Source organism: Salinimicrobium sediminis (assembly GCF_900215295.1).
In the GTDB taxonomy this organism is placed as follows: Bacteria; Bacteroidota; Bacteroidia; order Flavobacteriales; family Flavobacteriaceae; genus Salinimicrobium; species Salinimicrobium sediminis.
The window spans coordinates 390,225-403,718 of sequence record NZ_OCMF01000002.1 but is presented as its reverse complement, the minus strand read 5'-3'; the positions used below and the strand labels follow the sequence as shown (position 1 = coordinate 403,718).

9 protein-coding genes are annotated in these 13,494 nt (G+C 40.8%); 5 read left to right on the top strand and 4 right to left on the bottom strand.

Annotation, left to right across the window (positions count from 1 at the left end):
* Positions 1 to 136: 136 nt before the first annotated feature.
* The 5 genes from CRO16_RS09590 (at position 137) to CRO16_RS09570 (ending at position 4,226) form a co-directional block, all read left to right on the top strand.
* Entirely contained in the window at positions 137 to 544 is a 408-nt protein-coding gene (locus CRO16_RS09590) for a DUF2059 domain-containing protein (protein ID WP_097056162.1), read from the top strand.
* A 103-nt stretch (positions 545 to 647) separates the two neighbouring features.
* Positions 648 to 1,487 carry a 1,4-dihydroxy-2-naphthoyl-CoA synthase gene (locus CRO16_RS09585; RefSeq protein WP_097056161.1) on the top strand — a complete coding sequence of 280 codons (840 nt, stop codon included), beginning with the start codon at positions 648 to 650 and terminating at the stop codon, positions 1,485 to 1,487.
* Positions 1,475 to 2,008, top strand: a complete 534-nt coding sequence (locus CRO16_RS09580; protein WP_097056160.1) for a PH domain-containing protein — start codon at positions 1,475 to 1,477, stop codon at positions 2,006 to 2,008. Before CRO16_RS09585 ends, CRO16_RS09580 begins: the two co-directional genes overlap by 13 nt.
* Positions 2,001 to 3,515, top strand: a complete 1,515-nt coding sequence (locus tag CRO16_RS09575) for a PH domain-containing protein (protein ID WP_097056159.1) — start codon at positions 2,001 to 2,003, stop codon at positions 3,513 to 3,515. The genes CRO16_RS09580 and CRO16_RS09575 overlap by 8 nt, the downstream gene beginning before the upstream one ends.
* Before the next feature lie 165 nt (positions 3,516 to 3,680).
* Complete coding sequence (locus CRO16_RS09570; protein ID WP_097056158.1) at positions 3,681 to 4,226, top strand: hypothetical protein; 546 nt, start codon at positions 3,681 to 3,683, stop codon at positions 4,224 to 4,226.
* Positions 4,227 to 4,283: 57 nt separating this feature from the next.
* Here CRO16_RS09570 and CRO16_RS09565 read toward each other — a convergent pair whose 3' ends face one another.
* From CRO16_RS09565 to uvrA, 4 genes are all read right to left on the bottom strand, one after another.
* On the bottom strand, positions 4,284 to 6,698 hold the full coding sequence (locus CRO16_RS09565; RefSeq protein WP_097056157.1) for an alpha-ketoacid dehydrogenase subunit alpha/beta: 2,415 nt from the start codon (positions 6,696 to 6,698) through the stop codon (positions 4,284 to 4,286).
* Positions 6,699 to 6,861: 163 nt separating this feature from the next.
* On the bottom strand, positions 6,862 to 9,675 hold the full coding sequence (locus CRO16_RS09560; RefSeq protein WP_097056156.1) for a gluzincin family metallopeptidase: 2,814 nt from the start codon (positions 9,673 to 9,675) through the stop codon (positions 6,862 to 6,864).
* Positions 9,676 to 9,877: 202 nt separating this feature from the next.
* Positions 9,878 to 10,567, bottom strand: a complete 690-nt coding sequence (locus tag CRO16_RS09555) for an LOG family protein (RefSeq protein ID WP_097056155.1) — start codon at positions 10,565 to 10,567, stop codon at positions 9,878 to 9,880.
* A gap of 16 nt (positions 10,568 to 10,583) precedes the next feature.
* Positions 10,584 to 13,415 carry an excinuclease ABC subunit UvrA gene (gene uvrA, locus CRO16_RS09550; protein ID WP_097056154.1) on the bottom strand — a complete coding sequence of 944 codons (2,832 nt, stop codon included), beginning with the start codon at positions 13,413 to 13,415 and terminating at the stop codon, positions 10,584 to 10,586.
* Positions 13,416 to 13,494 lie beyond the last annotated feature (79 nt).

Below are 13,494 nucleotides of genomic sequence, written 5' to 3'. Positions count from 1 at the left end.
TTTACCCATTTGCTCAAGAGAATCAAAAACTGTACAAATTTATAGCTCTTAAGTTTTAAAACACTTCTATTTCATTTTAATTCTTTAATACCTGAAATTATATTTTATTTTTACCGCAACCTAAAAAACCTTTATAATGAAAAAAGCACTATGCCTCCTGTTCCTGATTTTTATCGGAATCCAATCTCAGGCGCAGGAAAAAACTGATCTTAACCAAAAAGCCATTGAACTAATAAAAATGACCTCGGGACAACAATTTGATGTTATGTTAGATCCTATTGTAAAGATGGTGCCAGAGGACAACAGAAAAGCTTTTAAAGCGGAAGTTGTAGCCAGTTTAGAAAGCCTGTACGGACAAATGGCACAGATATATACAGAAGAGTTCACAGAAGCAGAAATCGACCAAATCCTGGCGTTTTATAACACACCGGTAGGCCAAAAGATGAGAGAAATCACCCCTGAACTCACCAGAAAAGGAATGGAAATAGGCCAACAGTGGGGGCAGGAACTGCAGCCAATTATGATGAAATACATGCAACAGTAATATCTGCCAAAAAATGTTATAGAAAGTCCGGCTCTTTAGGCCGGACTTTTTTATTCGACATTCTTATGGGAAAGGTTTATTTTTACAGGAAATTATTTAGACTATGACGACTATTGATTGGAAAACAGCTAAAGAATACGAAGATATCACCTATAAAAAATGCAATGGAGTAGCCCGTATTGCATTCAATCGTCCCGAAGTTCGCAATGCCTTTAGGCCTAAAACCACAAGTGAACTTTATGACGCCTTTTATGACGCTCAGGAAGATACCTCCATTGGGGTTGTTTTACTTTCTGCCGAAGGTCCTTCTCCAAAAGACGGAGTCTACAGCTTTTGCAGTGGAGGCGATCAGAAAGCAAGAGGACACCAGGGGTATGTGGGAGAGGACGGAATGCACCGCCTGAATATTCTTGAAGTGCAGCGATTGATCAGATTTATGCCAAAGGCTGTGATAGCGGTAGTACCCGGATGGGCAGTAGGAGGAGGACACAGTTTACATGTGATATGTGATTTAACTTTAGCAAGTAAGGAACACGCGATCTTCAAGCAAACAGATGCCGATGTTACCAGCTTCGACGGGGGATACGGTTCTGCGTACCTAGCAAAAATGGTGGGCCAGAAAAAGGCACGGGAGATCTTCTTTTTAGGAAGGAATTACTCTGCCCGGGAAGCTTTCGACATGGGAATGGTCAATGCTGTTATTCCGCATGAGGAACTGGAAGATACTGCTTACGAATGGGCTCAGGAAATCCTTGCTAAATCACCGACTTCTATTAAAATGTTGAAGTTTGCCATGAACCTTACCGATGATGGCATGGTTGGGCAACAGGTATTTGCAGGAGAAGCAACCAGATTGGCTTATATGACAGATGAAGCCAAAGAAGGCCGTAATGCTTTTCTGGAGAAAAGAAAACCAAATTTCGAAAAGAAATGGATCCCATAACTGCTGAAGAATTTTCAAATTTTGAGCTGAATGTAGCTTCCCTTCCCAAATTTGAGGAAGTGAAGCTACATCCTATTTCCAAAAAATATCTCGTGAAGTTACAGGTGGGAACAACCCTCTCATTTATCTTTTTTGCCGTGGGAATATTTCTTGGGTATACCTTTTTACCTGCCGAATTTCACAGCTATCTTTTCTGGGCGGTTGCACTAACCTTGTTTCTTTTTGTATGGTCCATCTTTAACAACGTCATGTACGTGAAGAAGAGCGGCTATGCATTGCGGGAGCAGGATATTATCTTTAAACGCGGTTTCCTGTTCGAAAGAACTACAGTTGTTCCATTCAACCGCATTCAGCACGTCACTGTTGAGCGATCCTTTCTTGACAAGATGTTGAACATTGCAACTTTAAAAGTGTTTACCGCAGGAGGATCGGGTAGTGATGTGAGTATTCCGGGGATCAAACCTGAAACAGCTACCTCTGTAAAAGAGGAAATTTCAGGAAGAATATATAATCATGCCTGACTTCAATTTTTCTGAGCCTCAGCGGCAGTCGGGTGTAGGTTTGGTATTGATCTTTGCCACGTCTCTCTATCACATTGGGAGGAACCTCTGGGTGGTGGTATTTTATTTTGCATTTAAGGAAGTTGACCAACGCACCCTGTTCTTTGCCGGTGCGGGATTAATGTTTTTATTGTTGCTCAGCCTTGCTTATAGCATCATTTATTTTCTGAATTTCAAGTTCCACATAGATCAGAAGAACGAGGAATTTGTGCTTCAAAAAGGAGTTTTTTCGACCGATGTTATAAATATCCCATTTCGGAAGATCCAGCAGGTTAATTTCCGAAGGAATATTTTGCAGCGCATTATAGGGGTATATAGCGTGGTGGTGGAAACAGCTGGGAGTCAGGATAAGGAAGTGGAAATCAAAGCACTTTCTGAGGAGAAGGCTAATGTTCTGGCTGAAAGACTTATGGCTCTTGCCGAAGAGGAAAGGGCCGAAGCTGCTGCAGAAAGTTCTTTAGATGATTCTGAATTAATCAGCCCGGACTCTACTAAAGCTTTACCACAATGGGAACATAAGGTGAGCCTTTGGACCCTGGTAAAATTAGGTCTTACTTCCAATTATCTTCGGGGAGTAGGGATTATTGTAGCTTTTTATTTTACCCTGAGGGAGCAGTTCATGTTTAATGAAGATCTTTCTGCACAACTTCAGGAACCACAGGTATATTTCTCCCAGGGTAAATATTTTTTCATCATTTTCCTCCTTTTGGTGGGGATGCTGCTTACAGTTGGGGAGATAGTGGTGAAATATTTCGGCCTCCATTTGCAGAAGTACAAAGATACGCTGCAGGTGGAAATGGGGCTGCGGAACAATACGAAGGTGAACCTTAAGGCCAGCCGAATTCAGTTGCTGCAGGTACTTACCAATCCAATTCAGAAGAAGATGGACCTCTTCCAGGTGAAGATATCCCTGGCGAGTAGTGAAAATGATCTGGAAAAGAACCAGATCAAAGTAGTTGGCTTACCACCCCATGTGGTGGAGCAGGTGAAAGAATATTTCTACCAATCAAAAATTCGTGAGAATTTCAGGATTAAACCGAGTAAATATCTCCTATTTAAAAAAATTTCCAGGGGACTCATTCCTTTGGTCATCATCTCAGCTTTTTTATTCTTCTATGTACAGCTGATTAGCCTTTCCTGGTTCCTGGGAATAGCCTCAGTATATATTGTGCTTTTAAGTGTATATAATTTCTTCTATTTCAAAAACCTTCAACTGGGAATTTCCGAAGAATTTCTCCTAAGGCATTCCGGAGTATGGATCCAAAAAGAGGAATATCTGGAAGTTTTCCGGTTGCAGGCAGTTTCGGTTTCACAACCTCTGTGGTATAAAAAAAGAGGTTTGGTCAATTTAACTTTTCACTCGGCAGGGGGAGATATAGGTTTTCCAATGGTGAAAAAGGAGGAGGTGCAACCTATTCTTAACTATTTGCTTTATAAGATCGAAGTGACTGAAAAAGCCTGGATGTAGCATTTTCTGAAATTCTTTCTGAAGTATTCATTTTCCGTGGTTTGAGGACAGTATATTTTAATGTTTTCTCAACATTTTTATATGGTAAGCTCCTGAAAATTAATTATTTAAATCTCTATGTTTTTTCTTGTGTATGATTTATCTTTCAGATAAAACCTTTTGCCTATGAAAAAGCTATACTTAATTTTTGTGCTACCTGTTGCCTTTATGTTTGTTTCCTGCAGTGCAGATGCCATGCAGAGTATTTTGGATATTGAGGGTGAACATGGCTATGATTTCCGGGAGAGCAGGGCTGCCTGGAAAGATTTGAAAAAAGAACATGGAAATTCCTATGCTTACACCATCCTTGAACAATCTTTTACCGGAGCAGGAAGTGAGACCACTATTGAAGTGGAGGAAGGAAAGGTCAAAAGACGACATTATATAGCATTTATTATTTCAGATGAAGACGGTTCTAAAAGTATTACCGACAGTTATGAGGAAGACACAAAAAAAGAGCTGGGAAGTCACTCTTTAGGGGCACCTCCATACACTATTGATCATCTTTACAGTACCTGTCTTTCTAAGTACTTAACTGTTAACACTGATGCTAATGAGATCTTTTTTGAAACCAATGAAGTGGGGGTGATGATGCTCTGCGGATTTGTACCTATTGGTTGTCAGGATGACTGTTACAGAGGGATTAGAATTTCAGAATTCCACTGGATGTAAAAAAGAAAAGCCACAATTGAATTCCAATTGTGGCTTTTTCTATTTTATCTGTATTCATTATCTCAGTTGCGGAAATTTATCCGGTTCTGCTTCATTCATAATCTCGTATACCTTTTCAAAGATGTCTTCTACAGAAGGTTTTGAGAAGTAATCTCCATCAGTTCCATATGCGGGACGATGATCTTTGGCAGTAAGTGTTTGCGGTTTACTGTCGAGATATTTCCATGCGTCCTGCTCTTCCATGACCTTTTGAATGATAAAGGCTGAAGCTCCTCCCGGTACATCTTCATCAATAACGAGCAATCGGTTAGTTTTGGCCACACTCTCAACAATATCATGATTGAGGTCAAATGGCAATAAAGATTGCACATCTATTACCTCTGCATCAATACCTACTTCCAGTAGCTCTCTTGCCGCCTGTTCTACCAATCTTAATGTAGATCCATAAGAAACAAGAGTAATGTCTGCTCCCACTTTTAAAGTTTCAACCACTCCTAAGGCTGTCTTGAATTCTCCTAAATTATTCGGCATTTTCTCCTTGAGACGGTATCCGTTGAGAGATTCAATAACAAGGGCGGGTTCATCGCTCTCCAGCAGCGTATTATAAAATCCGGCGGCTTTGGTCATGTTTCGAGGTACCAAAACATGAATACCACGAATAAGGTTAAGAATTCCGCCCATTGGGGAACCGCTATGCCAGATTCCCTCAAGCCTGTGGCCCCGGGTTCTGATAATAAGCGGCGCCTTTTGTTTTCCTTTTGTTCTGTATTGGAGAGTTGCTAAATCGTCACTCATGATCTGCAGAGAATAGAGCAGATAATCCAGATATTGAATTTCGGCAATGGGACGTAGACCTCTCATGGCCATTCCAATTCCCTGTCCCAGGATGGTAGCTTCACGAATGCCGGTATCGGCAATACGTAGCTCCCCATATTTTTCCTGAAGACCTTCAAGCCCCTGGTTCACATCTCCAATCTCACCGGTATCCTCTCCAAAAATGAGAGTTTCAGGATATTTTTCAAAGATCTTGTCAAAATTGTCTCGCAGAATTAATCTTGCATCGACATCTTCGTTTTTATCCTCATAAGTTGGTGCAACCGGATCTATTTTTAAAGCATTAAATTCTGAACCGCTGTACAAGTGACTGCTGTATTGAGGCTGAATGGCTTTTCTATAGCTTTCGATCCAGCTGATCAATTCATTTTTGGCTGCTGAGTCTTCTCCTATTAGATACCTTAAGGCTTTTCGTGCGGTCGCCAACAGGTCTCTTTTTAAAGGTTCTCTATTTTCAGCAACTTCTTTCTTAAGCTGAAGTATAAAATCTTTTTTTGAACTTGCAGCTGCTACTTCATCCAATAGCGGAAGCAGGTTTTGAGCTTCCTGCTTTACAGGTTTTCCATGCGCTTCCCAGGCAGCTTTTTTGCCATCACGCACCAATTTTTTTATCTCTTTTTCAATCTCCTGGAGTTCCTCGTCTGTAGCGATATTGGTTTCGATCATCCACTCACGCATCTTCACATTACAATCGTATTCTCTTTCCCACTGTAATCTTTCTTCACTCTTATATCGTTCATGAGATCCGGAGGTAGAGTGGCCTTGCGGCTGAGTTAATTGCTGCACGTGGATCAACACAGGAATATGTTCTTCACGAGCTAATTTACTAGCTTGTTCATAGGTATCTATAAGCGCAGGATAATCCCAGCCATTCACTGTAAAGATCTCGTAACCGTTATTTTCTCCGGCATCCCTTTGAAAACCTTTTAAAACTTCCGAAATGTTTTCCTTAGTGGTCTGGTGTCTTGCATGAACCGAAATTCCGTATTCATCGTCCCAAACATTCATTACCATGGGTACCTGAAGTACTCCTGCCGCATTGATTGTTTCCCAGAATAGACCTTCAGAAGTACTGGCATTTCCTATAGTACCCCAGGCAATTTCGTTTCCGTTATTTGAAAACTTTTCAGCATCTATGCCTTCAACATTTCTGTAGATCTTGGAAGCCTGAGCAAGCCCCAAAAGCCTTGGCATTTGCCCGGCAGTTGGAGAAATATCGGCACTGGAATTCTTTTGCTGCATGAGATTCTTCCATGTACCGTCTTCATTTAAGCTATGAGTGGCAAAATGACCGCCCATTTGTCTACCGGCAGAACTTGGTTCCTGTTCAATATCTGTAGTGGCATATAAGCCCGCAAAAAATTGCTGAATATTAAGAGCGCCAATGGCCATCATAAAGGTTTGATCCCTATAGTAACCGGACCTGAAATCACCATTTTGAAAAACTTTAGCCCATGCCAGTTGAGGCACCTCCTTTCCATCGCCAAAAATTCCAAATTTTGCTTTTCCTGTAAGCACTTCTCTTCTTCCTAAAAGACTGCATTCCCGACTGGTTACCGCAAGCTTGTAATCGCTTAACACCTGCTCCTTGAAATCTTCAAAAGATATAGCACTTTTAGAGGACGTTTCACTCTGCATAACACGTATTTATAATTAGCACAAATGTAACTAAAACAATGATTAATTACAATTCAGTAAATTAGGTTTTGATAAAATTTTTCGTAACAAAACAGGCTTAATAATAGGAATATTTTAAAGCGCAATCGTTTTAGTGCAGGTTGCTAAGGAAAATCCTATTTGGCTAAAACCAGTTTCTTGTAAATAACTTCGCCAGAGTGGGAAAATCAAGAGTGGCTATAAATCTTATTTTTTGATCATAATTTCCGTCATTAAATTCCCATCCGTCACTGGAATGAATTGGAAAAAATACTTCAAAGTAATTTTGGACCAGACTTAACCTTATTCCTGAGTCGTAAAGGACTTTTGCAGAATGATTCTTGTTCTTTATCATCCCCACATCGCTATAGGCATAAATCCATTTCCAAAGGGTGACGCTACCATTGACTGTAGTAATCCATTGGTTTGCAAATTCAGGCTCTAACATAGATTTGAAGCCCCCTTCAGCAAGAATGATCTGTTGGCTGAATACTCCACTGGTTTCACTTCTTCCGTAGTAATTGTAGTCGAATAAATAATCTGTAGGACGGTCGAGAGCAAAACTAAAATAATCTGAATTGGGCATGTCATTATAAATAAATGCGCCACCAAAGAAGCGAAAACTTATTTGCCGGTCATTTTCCAGCAGGTGTCGGTAATCCACGGTTATGGAGGACTTGCTAAACTGCTCTGCTACCTGGAAATCAACGCTACCTGCTAAATGGGTTACCAACCCGGGATTGCTGTAACTGTAATTGATATTGAAAACACTATAATTTGGCACTTCTAAAGGAACAGCAGGGTCTTCATCACGATAAACATTTACATTTCTTAAAAGGATCCTTTCGGTGCGTGCATTTCTCATATACGAATTCCGGAAATAAAGAGACAAAAACGGTGTTAACCGCTGGTACATGAGATCATAGCCATAGGAAAAGCGACTTCCGCTAATTCCGTAGTTGATCATGTAGAGATTATCATCTTCAAAGAATATTTGGTGCGATAATCCTGCACTTCCCACGAGAGTTTTACTTCTGGATCCATAGTAAGGGGAAATATTGTAGTTGAAATTTCGGTCCAGCACAGTCTTGTTATAAAGTTTTAGCCCTAATGCCAGCCCGTCATAAAGGTTGTATTGAAATTCGGGCATAAAAAATATCTGTTGATACCTGGGATCTTCAACATCTTTAAACAATCTGAACTGAAGCGGCTTGTTCATAATACCCCCAACAGTGCGATAGTTGTTTCTCTGGTTGATTTCGGGGACGATACCTTCATAATTAACAGCGACGGTTTTTACCCTTTTTGAGGGGATATGGACAGTGCGCACATCCTGGGTATGTTCCACCCAGGTCTTATAAACGATCTGGTTATCATTAAGGCCATAAACCTGTACAGGAGCTTCAGTTCCTGTTTTATTCTTAATAGTTATTCTAAGAGAATCTCCCTCTTTGGAAACTGTCCGGATTCTAAAATCCAGTTTTGCATTGGAATCTACGTATTCATCAAAAAACCACCCGATTTCTTTACCGGCATTCCTGGTAAGCACCTTTTGAAAATCTAAGGCAGTTGCCGGTTTCAGCTTATGTTCGTTATAAAATTCTTTGATGGAATAAGGAACAGTGTTATCTTCTAAAAATTGGTCAAGGTATTTAAGCCCAACGCCCGCCTTAAATGGATTCGCAATGGTCTTATTAAATTTTATCAGCGAGTCTTGCGGAGTGGTCAACGGTTGATCCAGGTGCTTTCGCGCCATGAAAAGGTACATAAGCGCATATTTATCATTAAAGTCAAGAGTGGAAGCATGAAACCAGCGGACACCGAAAACATCGCTAAGGCTGCCAAGCAATTTAAGATCGGGGTAAAATTCCTCGATATATTCCATCATAAGATAGATCTGGATTGCATCATAGACCCACTTTTCTTCCCTGGGATTTAGCAGTAAAGTGTTTTCCAGGTAGTTTTCTGAAAGCGTTTTTAACTGCTTCAATTCATATCCAAAACCTTCAGGAAAGGGACGCAAAAACTTCGGTAGCTGGTTAAGCCCATATACGGGATTAGAAGCATAATCTTCCTGAGTCGACAGCAGGGACGGGTGCGGATAACTCCCGAGGTTCTCCTGAAGGAATTCTATGACACGTGTCACAAAAAAGGATTTCATTACAGGATTTAATCCGTCATCGGCAATGTTGGTGAGAACATTTAAACTATCCACCTGAAAATCATCAAAGATCACCTCTTTTGTCAGGTGAAGTTCAGTATCTATTCTTTCATTTCCTTTTAGGTGAACCACTTTCTTCCCATCTTCCAGCCCCATACTTTCCACTTCAAAGGCCGAAATAGGAGCAAGACCTGGAGGGATTGTCAATTTTATATCAAGTTCCAGTTTTGGTATAAAAAGGTCACTCATGTTCTTGTGGCTGTGAACCTGCCAGCCATCCCGGTAAACTCCCGGAACAATAAACCAATATCTCAGCTTATAATCTCCCTTGTTTTGGTATCCATACCTGGTGAATTCTTCACTGGGTAATTTTACGCTGTAGTTTAAATTGATGATGTATTTTTCCCGTGGAGCAACAGGAGAGGGAGGTATTACCCTAATAAGATCGGGGTGATCTTTAACCCGTTCCCATTTAATAGGCTCAAAAGATTCGCCGGTAATGGAATTTATTGTTGTAGCACCACGTTTTTCCTGCCGTGCAAAATGAAAGCTGCGATCATAATCTTCAAAAAAACGTCGGGCCAGCGGAGTTCGGGTATCCGAAAAGGCATTTATCCAGTCGCTAAGGTAGATTTCCCGCAAAGTGTCCTGGCTTAAATTTCGATATTCAATGCTTTCCTGAATGTACAGGGACTTTACGGAATCCGTAAGTTCTGCTTTTACAGTAACATTATGCTGCCCGTATAGCGGAATGCACAGGAATGTTAAAAGGGATAAAAGAAGGAAGTTTTTATTCAACTTAAATTTTAGGCAGATAGGGTTTAACTTGATATTCAATTGTGCTGCAAGATATTATTTCAATACAGATTACTGCTTTCTTTAGTAATAATTTAGCAGGAAAAATTTAAATATAAAATATAGTCAAGAAGCTGTTTTTGGGAAGATATAATTGAAAACAGCCTTAAAAAAGGCTGTTGCATAATTTCCAGGTATTCTTAAATTAGAAATTAGGACTCAGATTATATTCGTCATAGAATTTATCGAGGATCTCTATAACTTCCTCGGCTGTGTCTACCACCTGCAGGATATCAATATCTCCTGCACTAATATTCTGAAAGCTGTCCAATAATGTGGTTCGGACCCAATCGATCAAACCGCTCCAAAATTCTCTTCCTACCAAAACTATGGGGAACTTATCGATCTTATTGGTTTGTATTAGGGTGATAGCTTCAAAAAGTTCATCAAGAGTTCCAAATCCTCCCGGCATGACGACAAAACCCTGAGAATATTTTACGAACATTACCTTCCTAACAAAAAAGTAGTCAAAATTGATGTTTTTATCACTGTCTATATAAGGGTTGTCATGTTGTTCAAAAGGAAGGTGTATGTTGAGACCAACCGAGGTACCACCGGCAAGATGGGCACCTTTATTCCCGGCTTCCATCACCCCGGGACCACCCCCGGTAATGATACCGTACCCATGTTCTACTATTTTTTTTGCTACTTCCTCTGTAAGCTTGTAGTATTTATGATCGGGTTTGGTACGTGCAGATCCAAAAATGGAAACACAGGGACCAATTTGACTTAATTTTTCATAACCGTTTACAAACTCTCCCATGATCTTAAAGATCGCCCAGGAGTCATTTGTTTTTATTTCATTCCAACCTTTGTTTCTTGTCTCTGTTCTCATAAAAATATAATTGCGGCTAATTTAGTTCTTTTCGCAGGAATTCTGCAGTGTAGCTCTTTTTGTCCTTTGCAACCTCTTCGGGGGTTCCCGTAGCGACAACTTTTCCGCCGTTCTTACCTCCCTCGTAGCCAATATCAATAACATGATCGGCCATTTTGATGACGTCGAGGTTGTGTTCTATAATAAGGACGGTGTTCCCCTTGTTTGCCAGTTTATTAAGCACCTCCATGAGAACACGGATGTCTTCAAAATGTAAACCCGTGGTTGGTTCATCAAGAATATAAAAAGTGTTTCCCGTGTCTCTTTTTGAAAGTTCTGTAGCGAGTTTGATACGCTGGGCTTCTCCTCCGGAAAGGGTGGTACTTTGTTGACCTAATGTGATGTAACCAAGACCTACATCCTGTATGGTTTTTAACTTCCTGTAAATCTTCGGAATATTTTCAAAGAAAACAACAGATTCATTGATGGTCATGTCCAGCACATCTGAAATTGATTTACCCTTATACCTAATTTCAAGGGTTTCCCTGTTAAAGCGCTTTCCCTGACAGGTTTCACATTCCACATAAACATCTGGCAAGAAGCTCATCTCGATCACCCGTAATCCGCCTCCTTTACAAGTTTCACATCTTCCCCCTTTCACGTTGAAGCTAAAACGACCGGGTTTATAACCCCGTATCATGGCTTCGGGAGTTTTGGTGAATAAATTCCTTACTTCAGAAAAAACTCCTGTATAAGTTGCAGGGTTTGATCTTGGCGTCCTACCTATAGGTGTTTGATTGATATCAATGACCTTATCAATATGCTCCAGGCCTTTGATGCTCTTGTAAGGCTGCGGTTTTTTTACGCCATTGAAATAATGAGCATTCATGATGGGGTAGAGGGTCTCGTTGATAAGGGTAGATTTCCCGCTTCCGGAAACTCCTGTCACCGCTATCATTTTTCCGAGGGGAAAAGTAACCGAGACATTTTTTAGGTTATTCCCGGTGGCACCTTTAAGTTCTATTTTTTTGCCGTTCCCTTTACGACGCTTTTTTGGGACCTCGATCTCCATACTGCCATTGAGATAATTGGCAGTAATGGTATTGTGGGTTTTAATTTCTGCCGGAGTTCCTTGGCTAATGATTTCGCCTCCATGTCTTCCGGCTTCCGGACCTATGTCAATAACGTGGTCTGCCCGCTCGATCATGTCCTTATCATGTTCTACCACGATAACTGAATTGCCAAGGTCCCGAAGCGCAACAAGAGAATTAATAAGTTTTTCGTTATCGCGTTGATGTAACCCTATACTTGGTTCATCCAGGATATACAGAACTCCTACCAGTTGAGATCCAATTTGGGTTGCTAATCTTATACGCTGCGCCTCTCCACCCGAGAGGCTTTTTGAGCCGCGGTTAAGGGACAGGTAATTCAGGCCCACATCCACCAGGAATTGCAGGCGAACACTAATTTCTTTAATTACTTCGGAAGCGATCTTCTTCTGTTTTTCAGAAAGCTGTGGTTCCAGCTTCTCAAACCATTTGGCAAGATCAACAATATCCTTTTGGGCGAGTTCAGCAATATTTTTTCCGTTTATCTTAAAATATAAGGACTCTTTTCGTAGTCGGCTGCCTTCACATTCGGGACAAAGGATCTTGTCCATATAATCCTTAGCCCATCGACGGAGGGAAGCAGATTCATTTTTGTGATAGGTCTCCTCGATAAACGTAGCCACCCCTTCAAAATCTATTTTATAATCCCGGGTAATGCCTAAAGTTTTGGATTCTTTGGTGAATTTTTCTTTTCCTCCATAAAGGATCATTTTCACAGCTTCTTCAGGAATATCCTTCCAGGGATCATTAAGACTGAAGTCAAAACGTTCCGCTATTAATTCCAGCTGATTAAAGATCCAGTTCTTTTTCTGAGGCCCATGAGGGGCAAGAGCTCCTTTTTTTATGTTTTTAGAAGCATCAGGCACGATCTTCTTTTCATTCACCTTGTGCAGGGTGCCGATACCATTACAGACAGGGCATGCACCTTTGGGCGAGTTAAAGGAGAAATTATTGGGTTCCGGGGTGGGGTAGGAGATTCCGGTGGAAGGACACATTAAGTTTCGACTGAAGTATTTTATCTCTCCACTATCCTGTTCCATGATCATGAGCACATCTTCCCCATGGTACATTGCGGTCTTAATACTTTCAGCTAAACGTTTTCCGGTATCTTCCAGAGAAGAGATTTTAATTCGGTCTACAACAATTTCAATATCATGAACCTTATAGCGGTCCAGTTTCATTCCTTTTACTATATCCCTTATTTCCCCATCAACTCTTACCTTTACAAATCCCTGTTTGGCTATTTGTTCAAAAAGCTCTCTGTAATGCCCTTTTCGGGACCTGATGACAGGAGCAAGAATATTGACTTTTTTATCCCTGAAAGTCTCCAGGATGAGCTCTTGTATGTGCTCATCGCTGTAGCTTACCATTTTTTCACCGGTATTATAACTGTAGGCATCACCGGCTCTTGCAAATAGCAAACGCAGGAAATCATAGATTTCGGTAATCGTTCCAACCGTACTGCGCGGACTTTTGCTGGTAGTCTTTTGTTCAATGGCAATTACAGGAGATAATCCGTCGATTTTATCTACATCTGGTCTTTCCAGGCCTCCTAGGAATTGCCTTGCGTAAGCTGAAAAAGTTTCGATATATCGACGTTGACCCTCGGCGTAAATAGTATCGAAGGCGAGAGAAGATTTTCCGGAACCCGATAGGCCCGTGATCACAACCAACTTTTCCCTGGGAATTTTTACATCAATGTTCTTGAGATTATGTACCCGGGCACCTAAAATATCAATGTATTCTTCTGTTACTGCCATAAAATTTTTGCAAGGGGGCAAAGGTACTGAAACTGCAGTAATTAATAAAGCAGATAACCTTCTTACAAATGGACCCCGG

Bases quoted from the DNA above. Each gene is read 5' to 3' on its own strand.
- CRO16_RS09590 (WP_097056162.1), top strand. From the start codon at position 137: ATGAAAAAAGCACTATGCCTCCTGTTCCTGATTTTTATCGGAATCCAA.
- CRO16_RS09585 (WP_097056161.1), top strand. From the start codon at position 648: ATGACGACTATTGATTGGAAAACAGCTAAAGAATACGAAGATATCACC.
- CRO16_RS09580 (WP_097056160.1), top strand. From the start codon at position 1,475: ATGGATCCCATAACTGCTGAAGAATTTTCAAATTTTGAGCTGAATGTA.
- CRO16_RS09575 (WP_097056159.1), top strand. From the start codon at position 2,001: ATGCCTGACTTCAATTTTTCTGAGCCTCAGCGGCAGTCGGGTGTAGGT.
- CRO16_RS09570 (WP_097056158.1), top strand. From the start codon at position 3,681: ATGAAAAAGCTATACTTAATTTTTGTGCTACCTGTTGCCTTTATGTTT.
- CRO16_RS09565 (WP_097056157.1), bottom strand. From the start codon at position 6,698: ATGCAGAGTGAAACGTCCTCTAAAAGTGCTATATCTTTTGAAGATTTC.
- CRO16_RS09555 (WP_097056155.1), bottom strand. From the start codon at position 10,567: ATGAGAACAGAGACAAGAAACAAAGGTTGGAATGAAATAAAAACAAAT.
- uvrA (WP_097056154.1), bottom strand. From the start codon at position 13,415: ATGGCAGTAACAGAAGAATACATTGATATTTTAGGTGCCCGGGTACAT.